The sequence below is a fragment of the Pseudoxanthomonas mexicana genome, from assembly GCF_014397415.1.
Lineage (GTDB): Bacteria > Pseudomonadota > Gammaproteobacteria > Xanthomonadales > Xanthomonadaceae > Pseudoxanthomonas_A > Pseudoxanthomonas_A mexicana.
In genome coordinates, this window is the sequence record NZ_CP060731.1 from 1,115,001 (window position 1) to 1,136,512 (window position 21,512).

Annotated in this window: 15 protein-coding genes, 2 tRNA genes and 2 rRNA genes (1 of these 19 only partly in view); 15 read left to right on the forward strand and 4 right to left on the reverse strand. The window is 66.6% G+C overall.

What is annotated here, in order from left to right:
• The 9 genes from IAE60_RS05080 to IAE60_RS05120 form a co-directional block, all read left to right on the forward strand.
• Positions 1-18 (forward strand) — tRNA-Ala (locus tag IAE60_RS05080) (it extends 58 nt beyond the left edge of the window).
• 15 nt (positions 19-33) lie between these two features.
• A tRNA-Ile gene (locus tag IAE60_RS05085) sits at positions 34-110 on the forward strand.
• A gap of 255 nt (positions 111-365) precedes the next feature.
• Positions 366-3,244 (forward strand): 23S ribosomal RNA (locus IAE60_RS05090).
• 126 nt (positions 3,245-3,370) lie between these two features.
• Positions 3,371-3,485, forward strand: a 5S ribosomal RNA gene (rrf, locus tag IAE60_RS05095).
• Positions 3,486-3,576: 91 nt separating this feature from the next.
• Positions 3,577-4,806 (forward strand): dipeptidase, encoded by a 1,230-nt coding sequence (locus IAE60_RS05100; protein WP_187574106.1) that lies wholly within the window; start codon positions 3,577-3,579, stop codon positions 4,804-4,806.
• 67 nt (positions 4,807-4,873) lie between these two features.
• Positions 4,874-5,752 carry a metal-dependent hydrolase gene (locus IAE60_RS05105; protein WP_187574107.1) on the forward strand — a complete coding sequence of 293 codons (879 nt, stop codon included), beginning with the start codon at positions 4,874-4,876 and terminating at the stop codon, positions 5,750-5,752.
• 192 nt (positions 5,753-5,944) lie between these two features.
• Positions 5,945-6,823 carry an RNA polymerase sigma factor RpoH gene (gene rpoH, locus IAE60_RS05110; RefSeq protein WP_162111302.1) on the forward strand — a complete coding sequence of 293 codons (879 nt, stop codon included), beginning with the start codon at positions 5,945-5,947 and terminating at the stop codon, positions 6,821-6,823.
• Between the two features lie 131 nt (positions 6,824-6,954).
• Positions 6,955-8,364: a hypothetical protein gene (locus IAE60_RS05115; RefSeq protein WP_187574108.1), complete on the forward strand. Its 1,410-nt coding sequence runs from the start codon at positions 6,955-6,957 to the stop codon at positions 8,362-8,364.
• A gap of 80 nt (positions 8,365-8,444) precedes the next feature.
• Positions 8,445-8,918 (forward strand): DUF1203 domain-containing protein, encoded by a 474-nt coding sequence (locus IAE60_RS05120; RefSeq protein ID WP_187574109.1) that lies wholly within the window; start codon positions 8,445-8,447, stop codon positions 8,916-8,918.
• Here the strand turns inward: IAE60_RS05120 and IAE60_RS05125 are convergent.
• The 3 genes from IAE60_RS05125 to IAE60_RS05135 form a co-directional block, all read right to left on the reverse strand.
• Positions 8,891-10,168 carry an NAD(P)/FAD-dependent oxidoreductase gene (locus IAE60_RS05125; protein ID WP_187574110.1) on the reverse strand — a complete coding sequence of 426 codons (1,278 nt, stop codon included), beginning with the start codon at positions 10,166-10,168 and terminating at the stop codon, positions 8,891-8,893. The two genes, IAE60_RS05120 and IAE60_RS05125, sit on opposite strands and share 28 nt — an antisense overlap.
• A gap of 70 nt (positions 10,169-10,238) precedes the next feature.
• Positions 10,239-11,558: an MFS transporter gene (locus IAE60_RS05130; protein ID WP_187574111.1), complete on the reverse strand. Its 1,320-nt coding sequence runs from the start codon at positions 11,556-11,558 to the stop codon at positions 10,239-10,241.
• Complete coding sequence (locus IAE60_RS05135; RefSeq protein ID WP_187574112.1) at positions 11,558-13,744, reverse strand: primosomal protein N'; 2,187 nt, start codon at positions 13,742-13,744, stop codon at positions 11,558-11,560. Before IAE60_RS05135 ends, IAE60_RS05130 begins: the two co-directional genes overlap by 1 nt.
• A gap of 442 nt (positions 13,745-14,186) precedes the next feature.
• Between IAE60_RS05135 and IAE60_RS05140 the strand changes: the two genes are divergently transcribed.
• Positions 14,187-15,173 carry a hypothetical protein gene (locus tag IAE60_RS05140; protein ID WP_187574113.1) on the forward strand — a complete coding sequence of 329 codons (987 nt, stop codon included), beginning with the start codon at positions 14,187-14,189 and terminating at the stop codon, positions 15,171-15,173.
• The gene (locus IAE60_RS05145) at positions 15,160-15,756 is read left to right on the forward strand and encodes a DUF3106 domain-containing protein (protein ID WP_238395082.1); all 597 of its coding nucleotides are present in this window, start codon (positions 15,160-15,162) and stop codon (positions 15,754-15,756) included. Before IAE60_RS05140 ends, IAE60_RS05145 begins: the two co-directional genes overlap by 14 nt.
• A 102-nt stretch (positions 15,757-15,858) precedes the next feature.
• Here IAE60_RS05145 and IAE60_RS05150 read toward each other — a convergent pair whose 3' ends face one another.
• Positions 15,859-17,070: a DUF3667 domain-containing protein gene (locus IAE60_RS05150; protein ID WP_162111377.1), complete on the reverse strand. Its 1,212-nt coding sequence runs from the start codon at positions 17,068-17,070 to the stop codon at positions 15,859-15,861.
• A gap of 102 nt (positions 17,071-17,172) precedes the next feature.
• Between IAE60_RS05150 and IAE60_RS05155 the strand changes: the two genes are divergently transcribed.
• The 4 genes from IAE60_RS05155 to IAE60_RS05170 all read left to right on the forward strand — a co-directional run bounded on the left by IAE60_RS05155 (position 17,173) and on the right by IAE60_RS05170 (position 21,510).
• Entirely contained in the window at positions 17,173-18,540 is a 1,368-nt protein-coding gene (locus IAE60_RS05155) for an MATE family efflux transporter (protein WP_187574114.1), read from the forward strand.
• A gap of 70 nt (positions 18,541-18,610) precedes the next feature.
• Positions 18,611-20,515 (forward strand): signal peptide peptidase SppA, encoded by a 1,905-nt coding sequence (gene sppA / locus IAE60_RS05160; RefSeq protein ID WP_187574115.1) that lies wholly within the window; start codon positions 18,611-18,613, stop codon positions 20,513-20,515.
• A gap of 129 nt (positions 20,516-20,644) precedes the next feature.
• Positions 20,645-21,127, forward strand: a complete 483-nt coding sequence (locus IAE60_RS05165) for a hypothetical protein (protein WP_187574116.1) — start codon at positions 20,645-20,647, stop codon at positions 21,125-21,127.
• A 5-nt stretch (positions 21,128-21,132) separates the two neighbouring features.
• Positions 21,133-21,510 (forward strand): hypothetical protein, encoded by a 378-nt coding sequence (locus tag IAE60_RS05170; RefSeq protein ID WP_187574117.1) that lies wholly within the window; start codon positions 21,133-21,135, stop codon positions 21,508-21,510.
• Positions 21,511-21,512: the final 2 nt, after the last annotated feature.

Sequence of the window (21,512 nt, forward strand, 5' to 3'; positions counted from 1 at the left end):
TCCCGACAGGCTCCACCACTGAGGACGACTTTTGGGTCTGTAGCTCAGGTGGTTAGAGCGCACCCCTGATAAGGGTGAGGTCGGTGGTTCGAGTCCTCCCAGACCCACCAAAACCAGGCTGGCCATTACTTCTGAAACCTGCAATCGCACACTAAAAGATTATTTTGAAACGGATCGGCGCTGAAGCCGGCTTCGTGTTCTTTAACAACTTGTGACGTAGCGAGCGTTTTAGATTTTCATCTAGACGTGTCGTTGAGGCTAAGGCGGGGACTTCGAGTCCCTAATAAATTGAGTCGTATGTTCGCGTTGGTGGCTTTGTACCCCATCAACACGGCATGTAACTCCGAGGCGACTTGGGGTTATATGGTCAAGCGAATAAGCGCACACGGTGGATGCCTTGGCGGTCAGAGGCGATGAAGGACGTGGCAGCCTGCGAAAAGTGCGGGGGAGCTGGCAACAAGCATTGATCCCGCAATGTCCGAATGGGGAAACCCACTGCTTCGGCAGTATCCTGCAGTGAATACATAGCTGCTGGAGGCAAACCCGGTGAACTGAAATATCTAAGTAACCGGAGGAAAAGAAATCAACCGAGATTCCCTGAGTAGTGACGAGCGAACGGGGACCAGCCCTTAAGCTGGATTGGTTTTAGAAGAACAGTCTGGAAAGACTGGCCATAGACGGTGACAGCCCGGTATTCGAAAAGACCTTTTCAGTGAAGACGAGTAAGGCGGGGCACGAGAAACCCTGTCTGAACATGGGGGGACCATCCTCCAAGGCTAAATACTCCTGACCGACCGATAGTGAACCAGTACCGTGAGGGAAAGGCGAAAAGAACCCCGGAGAGGGGAGTGAAATAGATCCTGAAACCGTGTGCGTACAAGCAGTAGGAGCCCGCAAGGGTGACTGCGTACCTTTTGTATAATGGGTCAGCGACTTACTGTTCGTGGCAAGCTTAACCGTATAGGGGAGGCGAAGGGAAACCGAGTCTGATAAGGGCGCATAGTCGCGGGCAGTAGACCCGAAACCGGGTGATCTAGTCATGCCCAGGGTGAAGGTGCCGTAACAGGTACTGGAGGCCCGAACCCACTCCCGTTGCAAAGGTAGGGGATGAGGTGTGATTAGGAGTGAAAAGCTAATCGAACCCGGAGATAGCTGGTTCTCCTCGAAAGCTATTTAGGTAGCGCCTCGTATGAATCTTCTTGGGGGTAGAGCACTGTTATGGCTAGCGGGACATCGCGTCTTAGCAAACCATGGCAAACTCCGAATACCAAGACAGAATGTACGGGAGACACACGGCGGGTGCTAACGTCCGTCGTGAAAAGGGAAACAACCCAGACCCACAGCTAAGGTCCCAAATTTCGTGCTAAGTGGAAAACGATGTGGAAAGGCACAGACAGCCAGGAGGTTGGCTTAGAAGCAGCCACCCTTTAAAGAAAGCGTAATAGCTCACTGGTCGAGTCGGTCTGCGCGGAAGATTTAACGGGGCTAAGCACGAAACCGAAGCTTGGGGTGCATAACTTTGTTATGCGCGGTAGAGGAGCGTTCCGTAAGCCTGCGAAGGTGGCTTGAGAAGGCTGCTGGAGGTATCGGAAGTGCGAATGCTGACATGAGTAACGATAATGCGGGTGAAAAGCCCGCACGCCGAAAGCCCAAGGTTTCCTTGCGCAACGTTAATCGACGCAGGGTTAGTCGGTCCCTAAGGCGAGGGCGAAAGCCGTAGTCGATGGGAAGCAGGTTAATATTCCTGCACCTCGCGTGAGTGCGATGGAGGGACGGAGAAGGTTAGGTGTACCGGGCGTTGGTTGTCCCGGGGAAAGGCGGTAGGTTTGGATCTTTGGCAAATCCGGGATCCTTTAAGACCGAGCACCGAGACGAGCCCTTTAGGGCGAAGTCACTGATACCACGCTTCCAGGAAAAGCTCCTAAGCTTCAGCTCACGCAGACCGTACCGTAAACCGACACAGGTGGGTAGGATGAGAATTCTCAGGCGCTTGAGAGAACTCGGGTGAAGGAACTAGGCAACATGGCACCGTAACTTCGGGAGAAGGTGCACCCTCTTTGGTGGCCCATGCGGGCTATAGCTGAGGGGGGTCGCAGAAACCAGGCCGCTGCGACTGTTTATCAAAAACACAGCACTCTGCAAACACGAAAGTGGACGTATAGGGTGTGACGCCTGCCCGGTGCTGGAAGGTTAATTGATGGGGTCAGCCGCAAGGCGAAGCTCTTGATCGAAGCCCCAGTAAACGGCGGCCGTAACTATAACGGTCCTAAGGTAGCGAAATTCCTTGTCGGGTAAGTTCCGACCTGCACGAATGGCGTAACGACAGCGGCGCTGTCTCCACCCGAGACTCAGTGAAATTGAAATCGCTGTGAAGATGCAGCGTTCCCGTGGCAAGACGGAAAGACCCCGTGAACCTTTACTATAGCTTTACATTGAACGTTGAGTTCGTCTGTGTAGGATAGGTGGGAGGCTATGAAACCGAGGCGCTAGCTTCGGCGGAGCCAACCTTGAAATACCACCCTGATGTGCTTGACGTTCTAACCTAGGTCCGTAATCCGGATCGGGGACCATGTATGGTGGGTAGTTTGACTGGGGCGGTCTCCTCCCAAAGAGTAACGGAGGAGCTCGAAGGTACGCTCAGCGCGGTCGGACATCGCGCACTGTGTGCAAAGGCATAAGCGTGCTTGACTGCGAGATCGACGGATCAAGCAGGTACGAAAGTAGGACTTAGTGATCCGGTGGTTCTGTATGGAAGGGCCATCGCTCAACGGATAAAAGGTACTCCGGGGATAACAGGCTGATACCGCCCAAGAGTTCATATCGACGGCGGTGTTTGGCACCTCGATGTCGGCTCATCACATCCTGGGGCTGTAGTCGGTCCCAAGGGTATGGCTGTTCGCCATTTAAAGTGGTACGCGAGCTGGGTTCAGAACGTCGTGAGACAGTTCGGTCCCTATCTGCCATGGGCGTTGGAAGTTTGAGAGGGGCTGCTCCTAGTACGAGAGGACCGGAGTGGACGAACCTCTGGTGTTCCGGTTGTCACGCCAGTGGCATTGCCGGGTAGCTATGTTCGGAAGCGATAACCGCTGAAAGCATCTAAGCGGGAAGCGCGCCTCAAGATGAGACTTCCCGGGGCACAAGCCCCCTAAAGGAACCATCAAGACTAGGTGGTTGATAGGTCAGGTGTGTAAGTGGGGCAACCCATTGAGCTAACTGATACTAATGATCCGTGCGGCTTGACCATATAACCTCAAGTGGCCTTGGACTCGACGATATCGTCAGAGAAAATCCAATGCCCGCTACGTCACAAGACCCTATGAGAGATTGGCGCCTTAATCCGTTCCCTGGATGGCGACGCTCCAACCCTCTCCCTGGTGAAATTAGCGCTGTGGTCCCACCCGTTCCCATCCCGAACACGGAAGTGAAACGCAGCCGCGCCGATGGTAGTGTGGCTTAAGCCATGCAAGAGTAGGTCATCGCCAGGGGCTTTATCCCGAAACCCCCAGCCGTAAGGCTGGGGGTTTTTTATTGCCCGGCTTTCGCCAACAATCGGGGTTCATCTCACAGGGGCGAAGCATGAAGCGGACTTTGTTGGCCTTGGCCACCACGCTGGCGATATTGGCGAGCGCTGACATCGCAGCGAAGGACGCCAGTGCGGAAGCGGCGCGCATACATGAGGGTGCCTTGGTGCTCGATACCCATCTGGATACGCCGGCGAACCTGCGACGGCCGGGATGGAGCATTGCCGACGACCATCGCCACGAAGGCGAGCTGTCGCAAGTGGATCTCCCGCGCATGAAGGCAGGAGGCCTGGATGGCGGGTTCTGGGTCATCTACACGGCGCAGGGCGCGCGCGATGAGGCGGGCAAGCGCGCGGCCCGGGATCACGGGTTGGAACGGTTGGTCAGCATTCGCGAGATGCTCGCCGCGCACGCCTCAGACATGGAGCTTGCGCTGACGGTGGCCGATGCCGAGCGGATCGCATCGGCCGGCAGGCGCGTGAGCTTCATCAGCATGGAGAACGCGGCGCCGCTGGCGAGCGACCCAAGCCTGCTGGAGGTCTACCACCGCCTTGGCCTGCGGATGCTGGGGATCACCCATGTGCGCAACAACGAGTTCGGGGATTCATCGACGGATCCTGCAGGAGCGGAGTGGAACGGACTGAGCCCTGCCGGGCGCGCGCTCGTGGAGCAGGCGAACCGGCTTGGCATCGTGCTGGACGCCTCGCACGCGAGCGATGCGGTGTTCGACCAGCTGCTGGAACTGTCGCGTGCGCCCATCGTGCTTTCCCACACCAGTGCGGACGCGGTGTACGACCACCCTCGCAACATCGACGATGCGCGTATCCGTCGGCTTGCTGCCAAAGGAGGCGTCATCCACGTCAATGCCTATGGCGGCTACCTAGTCGACATCCCCAAGGTACCAGAGAGAGAGGCGGCGCTCGAAGCCCTGTCGGAGAAGTTCGGTCCGGAGGAGCGACTGCCGACGAGCCGCGTGACGGCCTATCTGAGTGAGCGCCGCGCGATCGAAGCGCGGTATCCCGTCAAGCGGGCGACCTTCGATGACTACATGTCGCACCTGCTGCACATCATCCGCGTCGCGGGCGTCGACCACGTCGGTATCGGTGCCGACTGGGATGGCGGCGGCGGCGTGGTGGGCATGGAGGACGTCACCGCCCTGCCCAGGATCACGGAGGCCCTGCTGGCGGCGGGCTATTCGGAAGGCGATGTGAGGAAGATCTGGGGTGGCAACCTGTTGCGCGTCCTGAGGCAGGTCCAGGACGCGAGCGACGCTTCCGCTCCGTAGCCGTACTTCGGGTCGTGAGGCAAAGCCAAAACGTGGCAGTCCGCGCGATGGGCGAGGACGCAGATCATTGAAGAACGCTTGGAACGCGCAGGGACGCATCTACATGGACGAGCGCATCACGCCACGCCGCTTCGCCGCCGGGTTGCCCGGGGACATTCCCCGGCACTGGCTGCCGGGGAACGAATTCGTATCGTCGCTGTTGAATGCTTACACCATCCTGGTGCCTGCCAACGAGGCGTTCTACATCCGCACGCTCAATGCATGCCTGCCGCATGTGCGCGACGAAACGCTGCTGGGTCGCTGCCAGGATTTCATCCGTCAGGAAGCGCAGCACGGCGTGGCGCACAAGCGCTACTGGGACAATCTGGATGCGCAGGGCTACGCATACCGCGGGTTCGAGCGCATGGTCGACCGCTGGGTCTTTCGGGTGATGGACCGTTTCGCGCCCCTCTGGTTCCGGGCTTCGCTGGTCAGCTGCGTCGAGCACATCAATGCCTTTCTGGGATACGAGTTCCTGTCCCAGTCGATTCTCGCTTCCGCAGATCCGCGCATGCGCGACCTGATGGAATGGCACTTCGCGGAGGAGATCGAACATCGCGCGGTCGCCTTCGATCTGCTGCAGGCGGTTTCACCCCGCTATCCGGTGCGTCTGCTCGGCGCGATCACGACGAGCACCCTGTTCTATCTGTTGATGACCGGTCTGACGACGGCCCTGCTGGCTCAGGATCGGCGGCTCTTGCGCAAGGCCGCCTGGCGGCAGGCAGCCTGGCATCTGGGCACGGGCCATGGCATGGCACGCCGCACGCTGCAGCATCTGCTGGACTACCTGCGACCCGGCTTCCATCCTTCTCGTCTGCCGGGCGCCGACGCGCTGGCGGCGGGGGTACTGACGCGCCAAGCCAGCCGGCAGCCCCCGGCTGTCGTCGCGATGGGCACCCGAACCTGAACGCCAGTTCCACCCGAGCCGACGCGATCACCCGTGTCGCGCGCGGTGGCGGGCCCGCCCATTACCAAGTCATTGACTGATAAAGGGCTTGGGTGCCGGGCGGGATGGCGCGCCATCGTTGCAGTGCTGGGACAATGGGGAACTTCCCATGTGGTTAGCAGTCGAACCCCCCGACTGCTAACATCCTTGCCCATGAGCCAGAACACCTCCACTACCGCCTTGGTCGCCAACAACCTGCCGATCCCCAGTGCCCTGGGCTCGCTCGACGCCTACATCAGCGCCGTGCACCAGATCCCGGTGCTGACGGTCGAGGACGAGCGCGCCCTGGCGCAGCGCTACCGCGAAGAGGAAGACCTCGATGCGGCACGCGAACTGGTGCACTCGCACCTGCGTTTCGTGGTGCACGTGGCCCGCGGCTACAACGGCTACGGCCTGCCGCTGGGCGACCTGATCCAGGAAGGCAACATCGGCCTGATGAAGGCGGTGAAGCGCTTCGACCCCGACATGGGCGTGCGCCTGGTGAGCTTCGCGGTGCACTGGATCCGTGCCGAGATGCACGAGTTCATCCTGAAGAACTGGCGCATCGTCAAAGTCGCCACGACGAAGGCGCAGCGCAAGCTGTTCTTCAACCTGCGCAAGTCCAAGACGCGGCTGGGCTGGATGAATGCCGAAGAGGTCAGCGCCATCGCCAAGGACCTCAATGTGTCCGAGCGGGAAGTGCTGGAGATGGAAGCGCGCCTTTCCGGTCGCGATATCGGGTTCGATGCCCCCGCGGACGAGGACGAGGACCATGCACCGCCGTCGCCGGCCAGCTACCTTGTCGCGCACGACGAGGATCCTTCGCAGGCCTACGAACGCGCAGACAGCGAGGACAACCAGCTGGAACTGTTGCGCGAAGGCCTGGCCAACCTGGACGACCGCTCGCGCGACATCATCAAGCGTCGCTGGCTGGATGGCGAAAGCAAGGTCACGCTGCAGGAACTCGCCGACGAGTACGGCATCTCCGCCGAGCGCGTGCGCCAGGTCGAAGCCAATGCGCTGAAGAAGATGAAAGCCCTGTTCGCGGCCTGATCCGCGTCGCACGATGTCTTCGAAGAGGCCCCGCAAGGGGCCTTTTCCATTGGCGTGTTCATCGTCCGGCGGAAGTGTGGTCCACTACGCCGCGATCCGCATTGGGCGGCAGACCGGCAAAGGAGCACGGCATGGGGTGGGGCAGCAGGCGGTGGGCAAAGCTCGCGTGGGCGGCGGTGGCGGCATTGGGCCTGGCGGCATTGCCGGCGATCGCGGCGACGAATGCGGCCGAGGGCGGAAACGAGAAATCAGACAGTACCGAACGTGGCATCCGCTTCGGCATCGATCGTGAGGAATACGACGCGCAGGCGCGTGCGGCGATGCAGGTCGATCCCGTCGTGGCCGCGCAGTTGGGCGCGATCCGCAAGGTGACGCTGGACGAAGCGGCCAGCATGGACGAACCCGGTCCGGACGTACTGGTGTTCGATGTGGAGGGAAGTCGTGGCAAGGGGCGCGTCACCGCGCGTTTCATCACGGTCAGCGCTACTCAGGAGGCGCTGGGTCCGGGCATGCTGGTCATGGCCGACGGCACCCGGCACGCCATCGAGGGCGACGCCGATGCGCTGGCTGCGGAGGACGGCCACGCGCATGACCATGAGCATGATGAGGATGTCGAAGCGGGCGCCGGCCTCTTTACCCGGCAGGCACAGGAAGCCGCGCAGCGTTACCCCCTGATCCGCCAGCACATCGGGCAGATCACGACGTTCGAGATCGATACCGACGCCACCGGCGCCGCGCCCGGCATGAACACCTTCGTGTTCGACGTGGCAGGCGACAAGGGACGCGGGCGCCTGCAGGCCGATTTCATCACCGTCGATGCGGGTACCGAGCGCCTGGGCAAGGGCGTGCTGACGCTGGCCGATGGCCGGCGGCTGGCATTCGAGGGCGAACCGCCCGGCGAGGGCGAGGCAGCCGACGAGGGCGCGGGCGTCGACGATCTGTTCGGCGACATGCAGGACAACATCTTCACCCGCCAGGCCCGCGTGGCCGTGCAGCGTTATCCGCTGGTGCAGCAGCACATCGGCGCGCTGCAGACCTTCGAGTTCGACATGGCCGCGACCGGCGAAGCGGAGGGCGTCAACGAGTTCGCGTTCGCACTGGTCGGCGACAAGGGGCGCGGGCATATCGTGGCGGAGTTCATCACCGTCGATGCGGATACCGAACGCCTGGGCAAGGGCGTGCTGACGCTGGCCGATGGGCGCGAACTGGCATTCGAGGGCGAGCCTCCGTTCCCGGGAGAGCAGGTCGACGGGGACGTTCCCGAGACCTTCGCGCGCCAGGATGGCATCTTCGTGTTGCAGGCCAATGCGGCGATGCAGGCGCACCCGGTGGTGCGACGCCATATCGGCGACATCCGCGAGGCGGCCTTCGATCGCGACGCGTCCTGGGCGGCAGAAGGCGAGCGCTATATCTTCGACCTGAAAGGCAGCAAGGGTCAGGGACGCCTGGAAGCCGAGTTCATCACCGTCGACGCCGACAGCGAGCGCATCGGCGAGGGCGAGCTGGTCATGGCCGACGGCACGCGTTATCCGCTGGACTAGAAGCGGGCCGAACAAGATCCGGATAGCGCCGCCGTGACGGCGGCGCGAGCATGGCGTCCTCTGTTCCGGAGCCTGATGCCATGTCGTTCGTGATCCGCGGGCTGTCGCCCGACACCTTCCGGCCGTTGTTCGCACTCGACGACGGCGCGCTGGCGGCGCGCAACATACGCCGCGTCGTCGCCGACGCCGACCGGGGATTCCCGTGCCGGGTCATCCTGGAAGACGCGCGGCAGGGCGAGACGCTGTTGCTGCTGCCGTTCCTGCACCACGACGTGGCAGGCCCCTATCGTGCCAGTGGGCCCATCTACGTACGCGAGGCCGCCATGCAGCAGCCCGCGGCGGTATTCCGCGACACGCTGCCGCCCAGCTTTCCGCGACGCCTGCTGTCGCTGCGCGCGTACGATGCAAACGGCCTGATGCGCGATGCCGATGCGGTGGAAGGAAGCGACGCGCTGTCCCACCTGCAACGCCTGCTCGCCGTGCCGGACGTCGCCTACCTGCACGTCCACAACGCGCGACCTGGCTGCTACGCCTGTCGCGTCGATCCGGCCTGATCCTCGTCCTTGCCCAGGATGATCCGCGCGCCGCGCTGGTAGCTCCAGTACGCCCAGCACCAGTTCAACAGCACCACCAGCCGGTTACGGAAGCCGATCAGGAAGAACACGTGCGCCGTCAACCAGAACCACCAAGCCAGCAGGCCGGAGAACTTCAACCGGCCGAAATCCACCACGGCCGCCATGCGGCCGATGGTCGCGAGGTTGCCATAGTCCTGGTAGCGGAAGTCGCCAGGCGATGCGCGCCCATCCAGGCGTGCGCGCAGTACCTGCGCCACGTGCCGACCCATCTGTTTCGCCGCCGGCGCCACGCCGGGCACGGGGCGCCCGTCCGAGGTCACGGCGGCGAGATCTCCCGCGACAAAGATGTCCGGATGCCCCGCGACACTGAGGTCGGGCTGCACGGGCACGCGGCCGGCGCGATCCAGTGGCACGTCGAGCGTGCGCGCCAGCGGTGACGCGGCCACGCCGGCAGCCCACACCACCGTCTTCGCCGGCACGAAGGTGTCGCCCAGCCGGTAACCCTCGTCGGTGATGTCGCTGACCGGCGTGCCGGTGACGACCTCGACGCCCAGCCGTTCCAACTGCCTGCGCGCCTTCTCCGACAGCGTGTCGGGAAAGGACGCCAGCACGCGCGGTCCCGCCTCCACCAGCCGCACGCGCGCCTGCGAGGGGTCGATGCGGCGGAACTCGTTCGTCAGCGTATGCCGCGCGATCTCGGCCAGCGTGCCGGCCAGTTCCACGCCGGTCGGTCCGCCGCCGACGATGGCGAAGCTGAGCCACGCGGCGCGTTTCCCGGGATCGGTCTCGGCTTCAGCGCGCTCGAAGGCGAGCAGCAGATGGCGGCGCAGCTGCAGGGCATCGTCCAGCGTCTTCAGGCCGGGCGCATGCCGCGCCCACTCGTCGTGGCCGAAATAGGCATGCGTCGCGCCCGTCGCAAGCAGCAACGCGTCGTAGGCGATGGTCGTGCCGTCGGCCAATACGACATGCTTCTCCTGCGGCGCGATCGCAGCGACCTCCGCCAGCCGCACTTCCACGTTGGCCTGCTTGCGCAGGATGTGGCGCAGCGGCGCGGCGATATCGGGTGCCGACAATCCGGCGGTGGCGACCTGGTAGAGCAGCGGCTGGAACAGGTGATGGTTGTGCCGGTCGATCAGGGTGATGCGCACCGGCGCGGACGCCAGCGCGCGCGTGGCCCAGAGGCCGGCGAAGCCACCGCCGACGATGACGAAATGGTGTGCTGCCTGCATGCCGTCTCCCGCAGCCACGAAGTGCGTGGCGGATCGCGACGGATTGTCGCACGCGGCCCGCCGCCGTCGTTCAGTCCGGGTCGCGGTCGATCAGCGAGGTCGTGCGCGTGTCGGGCATCCACAGGTAGACCAGCAGCGAACACGCGATGCAGGCGGTGACGTACCCGTAGAAGCCGGTCTCCATGCCGATCTTCTTGAACCACAGCGCGACCATGTCCGCCGTTCCGCCGAAGAGCGCGACGGTCAGTGCATAGGGCAGGCCGACGCCGAGGGCGCGGATCTCCACCGGGAACATTTCCGCCTTCACCACCGCGTTGATCGCGGTGTAGCCGCTGAGGATCACCAGTGCCGCCATGACCAGCCAGAACGCCTGCGCCGGGCTGGATACGGTCTGCAGCGTCGACAGGATCGGCCACGTGCACAGCGTGCCCAGCACGCCGAACGCGATGAGGATCCGCCGGCGGCCGATCCGGTCGGACAGCGCGCCGACCACCGGTTGCAGCAGCATGAAGAAGAACAGCGTGGAAGCGTTGATCAGGCTGGCCGTCTCGCTGGCCATGCCGGCGCTGTTGACGAGGAATTTGTGCACGTAGGTGGTGTACGTGTAGAAGGCCAGCGTGCCGCCCATCGTCAGCCCGACCACGGCGAGCACCGCGCGTGGGTGCTGCATCAGCGCGCGCAGCGTGCCCTGCGCCTCCTGCTGGTCCGGCGTGCCCGCGGCCTCGTGGCGGGAGAAGGACTCGGTTTCCACCATGTTCCGGCGCAGCCACAACGCCACCAGCGCCGCCACCGCGCCGATCGCGAACGGGATGCGCCAGCCCCATTCGCGCAGTTGCTCGTCGGTGAGGAACACACGCTGCAGCGCGATCAGTACGGCCAACGCAATCAGGTGCCCCATCACCAGCGTGACGTACTGGAAGCTGGACCAGAAGCCGCGATGCCCGCGCGTGGCCATCTCGCTGAGATAGGTCGCCGAGGTGCCGTATTCGCCGCCGACCGACAGTCCCTGCAGCAGCCGCGCCAGCACCAGCAGGATCGGTGCGGCCACGCCGATGCTCGCGTAGCCGGGCGTGCAGGCGATGATCAGCGAACCGCCGCACATCATCACCACCGACAGCATCAGCGCGCGCCTGCGGCCGTGGCGATCGGCGTAACGGCCCAGCAGCCAGCCGCCGAGCGGGCGCATCAAAAAGCCCACCGCGAAGATCGCAGCGGTCTTCAGCAACTGGCTGGTGCGGTCGCCGCCGGGGAAGAACACCTCGGCGAAGTACAGCGAGAACGCCGCGTAGACGTACCAGTCGTACCACTCCACCAGGTTGCCGACCGAGCCGCTGAAGATGCTGCGCAGGCGTTGGGCGGGCGTCAGTTCGGCACGGGACGTGGGCGTCATCAGTACAGGTCCATGGGGTCGACATCGAGCGACCAGCGCGTACGGCGGGCTTCCGGCAGGGCGCGGATGTCGGGGAGCGCGAGATCGAGCGCGCGATGCAGGGCGCGCCGCTCGGCTGAGGACAGCAGCAGCTGTACGCGATGCAGGCCTGCGCGACGCGGCATGGGTGCAGGCAGTGGTCCGTGCATCTCCAGCGAGGCATCGTGTGCGCGCAACGCGCGCTTCGCCGCCTGCAGGAACTGCTGCGCGGCGTCGACGTGCTGGGCTTCGGCGCGCAGCAGCGCCAGGTGCGCGAAGGGCGGGAACCCGGCCATCTGGCGTTGCTCCAGTTCGGCCTCGGCGAAGGCGTGGTAGCCGCCGCTGATCAGCGTGTTCAGCAGCGGATGGTCGGGATGGTGCGTCTGCAGCCACACATCGCCGCGCTTGCCCGCGCGTCCCGCGCGTCCGGCCACCTGGATGAGCTGCTGCGCCAGCTTCTCGCCGGCCCGGAAGTCGGTGGAGAACAGGCCCTCGTCCACGCCGACCACGGCCACACGGGTGAGATGCGGCAGGTCGTGGCCCTTGGCCAGGATCTGCGTGCCTACCAGGATGCCGGGCGTGTCGCCCAGCTTCGCCAGTTGCTGCGCCAGGCCGTCGCGCTTCTGCGTGGTGCCGCGATCCACGCGCAGCACCGGCACGTCCGCGAACTGTTCGGCCAGCAGTTCTTCCAGCCGCTCGGTGCCGATGCCCTGCGGTTGCAGCGCCAGACCCCCGCAGTCGGGGCAGGCCGGTGGCGCCGCCTGCCGCGCGCCGCAGTGGTGGCACTGCAACCGCTTGCCACCCGCGTGCACGGTCATGGGGCTGTCGCAGCGCTTGCACTGCGCGCTCCAGCCGCAGTCGTGGCACAGCAGGACCGGGGCGTAGCCGCGACGGTTCTTGAACACCAGCACCTGGCCGCCGGCGTCCAGCGCCTGGCGGATCGCCTGCAGCGTGTCCGACAGCAGGCCGGCCTGCTGCGCGCGCTTGCGCATGTCCAGCACGCGCACGGCCGGCGGCTGCGCCTCACCGGCACGACGCGACAGGCGCAGGTGCGCATAGCGGCCGCTGCGTGCGTTGTGCAGGGTTTCCAGCGATGGCGTGGCGCTGCCCAGCACCACCGGCACGTCCAGCGCCTTGCCGCGTACCAGCGCGAAGTCGCGTGCGTGGTAGCGGATGCCGTCCTGCTGCTTGTAGCTGCCGTCGTGCTCCTCGTCGACCACGATCAGGCCGGCCTCCGGCAGCGGCGTGAACACCGCCGAGCGCGTGCCCACGATCACCCGCGCCTCGCCGCGCAGGCAGGCGGCCCAGGTGCGGGCGCGCTCACCGTCGTTGAGGCCGGAGTGCAGTGCATGCACCGGCACGCCCAGCCGTTCGCGAAAGCGCGACAGCGTCTGCGGGGTCAGGCCGATCTCCGGCACCAGCACCAGCGCCTGCCGGCCGCGCCGCAGGCAGTCGGCGATGGCGTGCAGGTAGACCTCGGTCTTTCCGCTGCCGGTCACGCCGTCGAGTAGGAGGGCACCGAACCCCGAGGTGCCGATGATCGCGTCGGCAGCGGCTTGCTGTTCGTCGTTGAGCGCCGGGCCGGGCCGCGGCGACGCGACGGCGGCGGCAGGCGGGGCCGCGAAGCGCTCCGCCAACCCACGCTTGCCCAAATCGCGTGCGGTGGCGCGTCCTGTGTCCAGGTGCAGGTCCAGCACGTCTTCATCGAGGGTGCCGTGCTGCGCCAGCAGGTCCGCCAGCCGCCGTGGTCGGCTACCCGCGCGCAGGCGCTCGCGTCCCGAAAGGCCGGCTTCCGTCAGGCGCCAATGCCAGGCATGGGTATCGGGCAACGGCTCGCCCTGGCGCAACAGCACCGGCAGGGCGGTGGCCACCACCTCGCCCAGCGGGGCGTGCGTGTAGCGGGCCAGCCAGTGCAGCGATTCCAGCAGCTCGCCGTGCAGCAGGGGGGCCGCGTCCAGCAGTGCGTCCGCCGGTCGGAGGTCCAGGCCGGGATCGGACGGCGGGCCGACCCCGGCGACGAACCCGGTCAGCGCCCGGTTGCCGAACATCACGCTCACCCGCTTGCCGACATCGCCTGGCGAGGCGGCCTGGCCGATAGGGGGCAGGTAGTCGAACAACCGTGGCAACGGCACGGGCAGGGCGACTTGAAGGACGTGATCGGGCGGCATCGCGTGCAGTGTATCGGCCCCTTCCGATGGCGGTCAGGTCTCACACAGTTGCGGCGATGTCCTGCCAGAATCTTGACGAAAATCACGCAAGTGCCGATCTCCAAAGGGGATTCCGGTTTATCCACACAGGTTGTGGATAAATCTGTGCATGGCGTTAATGCTTCACGGCGCAATGACGGTCCCGCAAGCATCCGGGTCGGGTTGGCGAAAAAAACGCCAGCGGCATAATTCCAAATAAAATCAGTAGCTTGACCGTGAAACCGAAATGAAACATGGGCGCCAGGGGTGGGTCAGCGGCCACGGATGACGGATCGATGACCGCTGTGCACAACGTTGTTTCGTCGAAACCCTTGTGCCATCGGGGAGAGCAGATTCCGACGCGCTGTCAAGCGTCCATACGGGCCGGATGGGTGACTATCATCGGCCATCCGCAACCGGTTCCATGATGGCTCCCCAAGACACCGTCGGCTCTCCCCCCGCCGCCCTGGCCGCCTTCCTGCGTGGCTGCGAGCGTCGCGGCGCCGTGTTCGCCGAACTCCAGTGCGGCGACCCGGACCGCGGCGATGTCGCCCTGGCCGCTGCCCTGCGAGCGTTCCGTGGCAATGCGGCGGCGCTGCCGATGGCGGACTGGCCGGTGCGCTTCTGGTCGCTGCTGTCCGCCGCGCCGCCGTTGCGGACGGCTGCCCCTGACGCTCGATGGCCGGGCGCGCTGTCCGCCCTGGCCGCGGCCGCGCCGCTCGACCGTGCCGCGCTGTTGCTGCGGCTGGCCGGTGGCCTGCAGGAAGCCGACGCCGCCGACGCCCTGGGGCTCGATGGCGCGGCTTACCGCGATGCCCTGGCCCGTGCCTGCCCCCGCGACGCGTTGGGCCATCCCGATGCCGCCGCGTGGCGCGCCGTGGCCGAGGCGATCCAGACGCAGCTGCGGGAACTGTCCCCCGACCGGCTGGCCAAACTCGCCCGCCTGCGCGAGGACGCCCTGGCCGGCACCCGCGTGCCGGCCGTGGCGCCGGCGAAGGCGCCAGAGACCAGGACTGTCGATGCCCGGCGCCGCTGGCCGTGGATCCTGCTGGCCGGCATCCTGCTGCTGGCCGCCGCGGGCGCGGCGCTTTGGTGGTGGCAAGGGCAGGCGCCACCGCCGGCATCGACGCCGACAGGGGCGCCCGCCGCGGAAGAAGGGGTCTCGGCGCTTCCGCCTGATCCGGTCATCACGTCGGCACCCCTGCCCGCGGCCGAGGCGCCCGCCTTGCGCGCAGACAACTTGATCCCCGCCGAGACCCATGGGGATTTCGCGCTCCTCGCCGATGCCGATGACGAGGCCCATGCCCGCGAAGCGGATTTTCTGGCCTGGTACGTCGCGGGTGCCGGCGCGATGTCGTCGACCGCTGTGCCCAACCCCGATGCAGGAGCCGCGACCGATGCGGCGCGCTGACCGCAGACCGGCGACTGCCGTGCGCGCGATGGCCGTCATCGCCCTGTTGGCGGGCATCGGCGCGTCGCCCGCGCAGGACGCAACGAACGCATCCCGCTGGGCCACCATGTCGCCCACGGCGCAGGCCGAATGGCAGCAGCGTCGCCTGGCCTGGGACGCCTTGCCGCGGCACGAGCGCGAGGACCGTCGCGCGCGCTACGCCGCCTGGCGCGCGCTGGACGAGGTGCAACGCACGCGGTTGCGCGCCGCCGCCAGCGAGATCGCGGCGCTGCCGCCGGAACACCAGGCCGCGCTGCGCACGCAGTTCGGCATGCTGGACGCGATGCAGCGGCAGGGCTGGCGGCTGGGTCCGGACCTGGGCGCCGACTGGCCGCGCCTGCAGCCGCTGTTCGCTTACGTCCCGCCCACCGAGCGCGATGGCCTGCTGGCCATCCTGCGGCGGCTGGATGCGGAGCAGCGCGACGACCTGGCCGCGCTCGCGCAGCGGCTGCCGCCGCAGGACCGGGATGCGTTCCGTCGCGAATTGCTGGCGGTGCCTGATGGCCGACGCCGCGCATGGCTGCAGCAACGGCGTGAACGCTAGCCCGGGATTCTGTCGGAGCGGATCCGCCGCACCCTGCATCGGGCGATCGATCGACCGGCCGCAAGGGCCCAGGTTTTCCCTGGAAAGCGCGGTACGGCTTTTCTAAGCATTCACCAGGCTGGTCAGGGACAGCAGGACCATGGCCGTGACGACCAGCATGAAGTACAGCATGCCCAGCGCGAGGTACTTCAGCAGCGTGACGACCGGGTGCTGGCGATAGACGCGCTGCTGCATCCAGAACAGGTAGACCGGCATCCAGAACATGACCAGCAACTCGGCCAGCCACACCGGCGCCCGCGCCACGGTCGCCTGCGCGGGCAGCAGGCTGTCGATGAAGGAGAGCAGGAAGAACGCCAGCACGCACAGGCACAGGTAGGCGTGGCTGTAGAGCGCCACCACCAGGTGCTCCAGATAGAACCGGCCTGTGCCGATGTAGGCCAGCTTCAACAGCAGCGCGAACACCGGCACCAGCACGAACAGCGCGGACGGCACGGCGCCCATCATGGCGTTCTTGAACAGTTCCGGGTCTTTCTGCAGGCGCGGGATGTTGTCCTGCGCGCGTGCGATCTTCTTGTTCAACCAGCGGTTGCCGAACTCCGGAAGCCAGGCCACGCGCACGGGGTTGTCGACCGGATGCCAGGGCTTGCCGTTCTGGGAGAACAGCGAGCCGGTGCTGTCGGGCATCGGCCCGTTTTCCGGAATCCGGTCGGGCTGGGCCAGCGCCGGGTGGTCGGGCTGCAGTTCGGCGATGCGCGCGCGCGCCCGCGCCTGGGTGCCACGGATGTTGTCTTCCACCCGTTCGCGTGCGAACACGAGCGTCGGCGGAATGGTGGCGCGGGCAGCCAGCAGCCCGTCGATGGTGCGGTCGCGCAGGCGCACCACTTCGTCGGGATCGGTCAACGATGCGAAATCGACGCCTTCGCCCCCCGCGCCCGTCACCTGGACCGTCGTGCCGCCCTTGCCGTCCGCCACGGCAGGCGGGCTCAGCACGTCGCCGCTGCCCATGGCGAACTTGCCCACGAAGAACGTCAGCACGCTGAGGATGACGAACAGCCGCAGCGGCGCCACGTACGGCGCCCGGTGGCCGGCCAGGTAGGCGTTGGCCAGCCTGCCCGGCGACAGCAACGTGCGCAGGGTGCGGAAGATGCGGCCGTCCAGGTGCCAGAACGATTCGAATACCTCTTCCACCGCATGCCCGAAGCTGCGCAGCGGGTTGTGTGCATTCTGTCCGCAGACGTGGCAGAACCCGCCCTGCAGCGGCGTCTGGCAGTTCTCGCACGCGCTGGCGTGCACGGCATCGTGCGATGGGGTCATGGGGCGTTCGGGTGGCGCAGGTGGCGAGCGGGTAAGATAACGGCCTCCCGTGACCCGGTGCCAGCGCGAAACCGCGCGACCGTAGTCCGGCGGTTGATCCCCATGTCTGTGTCTCCCTCCCCGACCCCGCGCTTCGGCCAGGAAGTGCGTGCGACGGCCACGCTCGCGCTGCCGCTGGTGCTGGGCCATGTCTCCACCGGCCTGATCGGCTTCGTCGACAACGTGATCGCCGGCCACCACGCCACCGCCACGCTGGCGGCGGTGACGGTGGGCACGGCGCTGCTGTGGCTGCCGATGATGGTGCCGATCGGCACGCTGATCTCGCTGACCGCCTCGGTCTCGCAGCTGGACGGCGCGAACCGGCGCGCCGAGATCGCGCCGCTGTTCCGCCAGGCGCTGTGGCTGTCGCTGGGCCTGGGCGTGCTGATGTTCGCCTTCCTCAGCGTGGCGCCGCACGCACTGGCGGCATTCGGCATCGCGCCCGACATCATTCCCGGCGCCACCGCGTTCCTGCACGGCATCCGCTGGGGCGTACCGGCGCTGACGTTCTACTTCTGCATGCGCTATCTCAGCGAGGGCACGCACTGGACGCTGCCCACGATGATCCTCGGCTTCGGCGGGCTGCTGGTGCTGGCACCGGTGGGCTACGTGCTGACGTTCGGCAAGCTGGGATTCCCGGAAATGGGCGCAGGCGGCCTGGGCATCGCCTCGGCGCTGACCATGTGGCTGCAGGCCATCGCGTTCGCGACGTACCTCGCGCGTGCGAAGCGGTTCGCCGACCTGCACCTGTTCGCGCATTTCGATCCGCCGCGCCGCGGGCCGATCATGCAGCTGCTGCGCACCGGCCTGCCGATCGGCATCACCGTACTGATGGAAGGCAGCCTGTTCATCGTCACCGCGCTGCTGATCGCACGCCTGGGGGCCACGCCCGCCGCCGCCCACCAGATCGCCATCAACGTGTCGGCGCTGTGCTTCATGGTGCCGATGGGCGTGGCCGAGGCCACCACCGTGCGCGTGGGCCATGCGGTCGGCTCGGGCGACGTGGCCGGCATCCGCCGCGCCGCGCACGCCGGCTACGTCATCGTATTGGCGACGCAGGCCATGTCGGCGCTGTTCCTGCTGCTGGGGCACGACCTGGTGGTGTCCCTGTACACCGACGACCTGGCGGTGGCCGCGCTGGCCGGCACCCTGCTGCTGTTCGCCGCCGCCTTCCAGTTCCCCGATGGCATCCAGGTGCTGTCGGCCGGCGCACTGCGCGGGCTGAAGGACACCCGGGTGCCCATGTGGCTGGCGGTGGTGTCGTACTGGGGCCTGGGCATGCCGCTGGGCGCCGGTTTGGGCCTGGGGCTGGGCTGGGGCCCGCAGGGCATGTGGCTGGGCCTGATCGTGGGCCTGACCGCCGCGGCCGTGCTGCTGGGCTGGCGCTTCGAGCGCAGCAGCCGGCGCCGGCCCGCCGTCATGTCAGCCTGACGGGTGACCATCGGGGCATGAAAGCCCGATGGCCGCACGCTACAGTGGTCCCAGTTTCCCGGAGTTCCCCATGAGCCAAGTCGCCCCCGCACCCCGTCGCAGCCCGGTCGCCGCCTTCTTCGTCGGCCTGTGGGACGTGGCGAATTTCACCCGCAAGCTGGTCCTCAACCTGATCTTCTTCGGGCTGCTGTTCCTGGTCTTCATCTTCTTCATCATCGCCGCCGGCAGTGGCGGGGTGAAGCCGCTGATGGAGCGCACCACCTTCGTGCTGGCGCCGGAAGGCCGCCTGGTGGAGCAGTTCACCGCCGATCCCGCCACCCGCGCGCTGGCCAAGGCGCTGGGCGACAAGAGCGCCGAGGAAGTGCAGCTGCGCGACCTGCTGCGCGCCATCGAGGCGGCGCAGAAGGACGAGAAGATCGAGCGCATGCTGCTGCGCGTGGACCAGCTGCAGCCCACCGGCTACGCCTCGCTGCGCGAAGTCGCCGCCGCGCTGGCGAAGTTCCGCGCGTCCGGCAAGCAGATCGTCGCCTTCGGCGAGAACCTCAGCCAGACCCAGTACCTGCTGGCCGCGCAGGCCGACGAGGTTTACCTCGATCCGATGGGCAGCCTGATGCTGGAGGGCCTGGGCCGCTACCGCCAGTACTACCGTGAAGGCCTGCAGGACAAGCTGGGCGTGGACGTACACCTGTTCAAGGTGGGCGAGTACAAGTCCGCGGCCGAACCCTACGTGCTGGACGCCGCCTCCAAGAAAGCCAAGGAAGCCGACCTGTACTGGATGAACGACGTGTGGCAGCGCCTGCTGGCCGACATCGCCAAGGTCCGCAAGACCACGCCCGAAGCGCTGGCCGCCGGCATCGACACGCTGCCCGAGGGCATCGCCGCCGCGGGCGGCGACCTGGCCAAGTACGCGCTGCAGCAGAAGCTGGTGGATGGCCTGAAGACCCAGGAAGAAGTCGAGGACCTGCTGATCGAGCGCGGCGTGGCCGATGAGGATTCGGACACCGGCTTCCGTGCCATCGGCCTGACCGGCTATCTGACCCAGCTCGACGCCAAGATCAATCCGCTCGACAAGCGCCCGCAGGTGGCAGTGGTCGTGGCCGAAGGCGAGATCACCGACGGCGACCAGCCGGCCGGCCGCGTGGGTGGCCTGTCCACCTCGGCGCTGCTGCGCGAGGCGCGCGACGACGACGACGTGAAGGCCGTGGTGCTGCGCGTGGATTCGCCCGGCGGTGGCGTGTACGCCTCCGAGCAGATCCGCCGCGAAGTGGCCGCGCTGAAGAAGGCCGGCAAGCCGGTGGTCGTGTCCATGGGCGACCTGGCCGCGTCCGGCGGCTACTGGATCAGCATGAATGCCGACCGCATCTACGCCGACCCGTCCACCATCACCGGCTCGATCGGCATCTTCGGCATGATCCCCACCGTGCCGCGCACGCTGGAGAAGATCGGCGTGCGCACCGATGGCGTGGGCACCACCCGCTTCGCCGGCGCGTTCGACATCACCCGTCCGCTGGACCCGGCCGTGGGCCAGGTGATCCAGTCGGTCATCGACAAGGGCTACGCCGACTTCACCGGCAAGGTCGCCGACGCGCGCAAGAAGTCCGTCGAGGAGATCGATGCCGTCGCCCGTGGCCGCGTGTGGAGCGGTGCGCAGGCCAAGGAGCGCGGGCTGGTCGACGAACTGGCGGGCCTGGACGCGGCCCTGGCCGACGCCGCCCGGCGCGCCAAGCTGGGCGAGGCCGGCAAGTACCGTGTGCGCTACATCGAGAAGATGTCCTCGCCGTTCTCGCAGTTCATGGGCGGCTTCGCGGGCAGCCGCATCGGTGCGGCCTGGCTGAAGGATTCGGACTTCGCGCGCGCGCTGCTGGCGCGCAGCCTGCCCGAGATGGAAGCGCAGCTGCGCTTCGTCGAGGAAGCCGTCAACGACCGCCAGGGCGCGCCGGTGAAGACGCTGGCGTACTGCTTCTGCGGCTTTTGACCGCGACCGGCATCACGTGATCCAGCGGGCCGCCCGGGTGACCGGGCGGCCCGCTCCGTTTGCGCCATGGGGTGGCCGTCATGCCCGCAATCCGCGTTGTAGGCAGCATCGACGGAGTGTGGAGTGCGGATGAAACGCATGAAGGTGGCCGCACTGGCGATGATCGCGCTGGCATGCGCGGGCGGCGCCCGGGCGACGCAGCCGGGCCTGCCCGACCTGCCGTCCTGTGCGCATGTGTCGGTGCCGGAAAACGCCGGTGTGGTGGCGACGCCCGGGGGCTTCATGCTGGCGCATCCACGCAATGCGGACCTGCCGGACGACTACACGGGTTGCAAGACGCTGTGGGTGATGGATCTCGATCCCGAACCTTGGCACTGGGCGACGCTGTGGTTCAGGGACGGTCGACTGCAGCGGGTGGTGAGCACGTCGCGGGATGCCTCGGCGCCGCATGCCTGCGACATGCCCGGCATGGCGCTGCCCGAAGGATTCGCGCCGGCGCCGGTCTGCGAAGGACTGGACGATCATCCCTGGGTCGCCCTGCGCCTGCCGAGCTGGCCGCGCGCCTGCGCGGGCGACGTGCCGCCGGCGGTCTGCGAGGGAGAACCGGAGTGAGGCCGATGATACGTGTCGTCACCGCGCTGGCGCTCGCGCTCGTCAGCACCCTGCCGTCCGCACGGGCGGGGGATGCCGACACGGAATTCGATGCGTTTCTCGCGCGCTGGCGCGCCGCCGTCGCTGCGAACGATGTCGATGCGGTCGTCGCCATGACCCGGCTGCCGTTCCTGTTCGAAGGCCGGGACCATGCCCGTGAAGGCGTGGCGCGCGAGGTGGTGCCGGCCCTGCTGACCGTCGAGGTGCGCCACTGCCTGCGTACCGCGGCGCCGCTGCGCGAGGACGACCGCTACGTGCTGTCCTGCGCGCCCTACCAGTTCTACCAGGGGCGTGTGGACGGTGAGTGGCGCTGGGTGGAGTTCGCCGCCGACGGCGAAGGCTGACG

Bases quoted from the DNA above. Each gene is read 5' to 3' on its own strand.
- sppA (WP_187574115.1), top strand. From the start codon at position 18,611: ATGAGCCAAGTCGCCCCCGCACCCCGTCGCAGCCCGGTCGCCGCCTTC.
- IAE60_RS05150 (WP_162111377.1), bottom strand. From the start codon at position 17,070: ATGACCCCATCGCACGATGCCGTGCACGCCAGCGCGTGCGAGAACTGC.
- IAE60_RS05155 (WP_187574114.1), top strand. From the start codon at position 17,173: ATGTCTGTGTCTCCCTCCCCGACCCCGCGCTTCGGCCAGGAAGTGCGT.
- IAE60_RS05135 (WP_187574112.1), bottom strand. From the start codon at position 13,744: ATGCCGCCCGATCACGTCCTTCAAGTCGCCCTGCCCGTGCCGTTGCCA.
- IAE60_RS05125 (WP_187574110.1), bottom strand. From the start codon at position 10,168: ATGCAGGCAGCACACCATTTCGTCATCGTCGGCGGTGGCTTCGCCGGC.
- IAE60_RS05130 (WP_187574111.1), bottom strand. From the start codon at position 11,558: ATGACGCCCACGTCCCGTGCCGAACTGACGCCCGCCCAACGCCTGCGC.
- IAE60_RS05140 (WP_187574113.1), top strand. From the start codon at position 14,187: ATGATGGCTCCCCAAGACACCGTCGGCTCTCCCCCCGCCGCCCTGGCC.
- IAE60_RS05120 (WP_187574109.1), top strand. From the start codon at position 8,445: ATGTCGTTCGTGATCCGCGGGCTGTCGCCCGACACCTTCCGGCCGTTG.
- IAE60_RS05170 (WP_187574117.1), top strand. From the start codon at position 21,133: ATGATACGTGTCGTCACCGCGCTGGCGCTCGCGCTCGTCAGCACCCTG.
- IAE60_RS05165 (WP_187574116.1), top strand. From the start codon at position 20,645: ATGAAACGCATGAAGGTGGCCGCACTGGCGATGATCGCGCTGGCATGC.
- IAE60_RS05100 (WP_187574106.1), top strand. From the start codon at position 3,577: ATGAAGCGGACTTTGTTGGCCTTGGCCACCACGCTGGCGATATTGGCG.
- rpoH (WP_162111302.1), top strand. From the start codon at position 5,945: ATGAGCCAGAACACCTCCACTACCGCCTTGGTCGCCAACAACCTGCCG.
- IAE60_RS05145 (WP_238395082.1), top strand. From the start codon at position 15,160: ATGCGGCGCGCTGACCGCAGACCGGCGACTGCCGTGCGCGCGATGGCC.
- IAE60_RS05115 (WP_187574108.1), top strand. From the start codon at position 6,955: ATGGGGTGGGGCAGCAGGCGGTGGGCAAAGCTCGCGTGGGCGGCGGTG.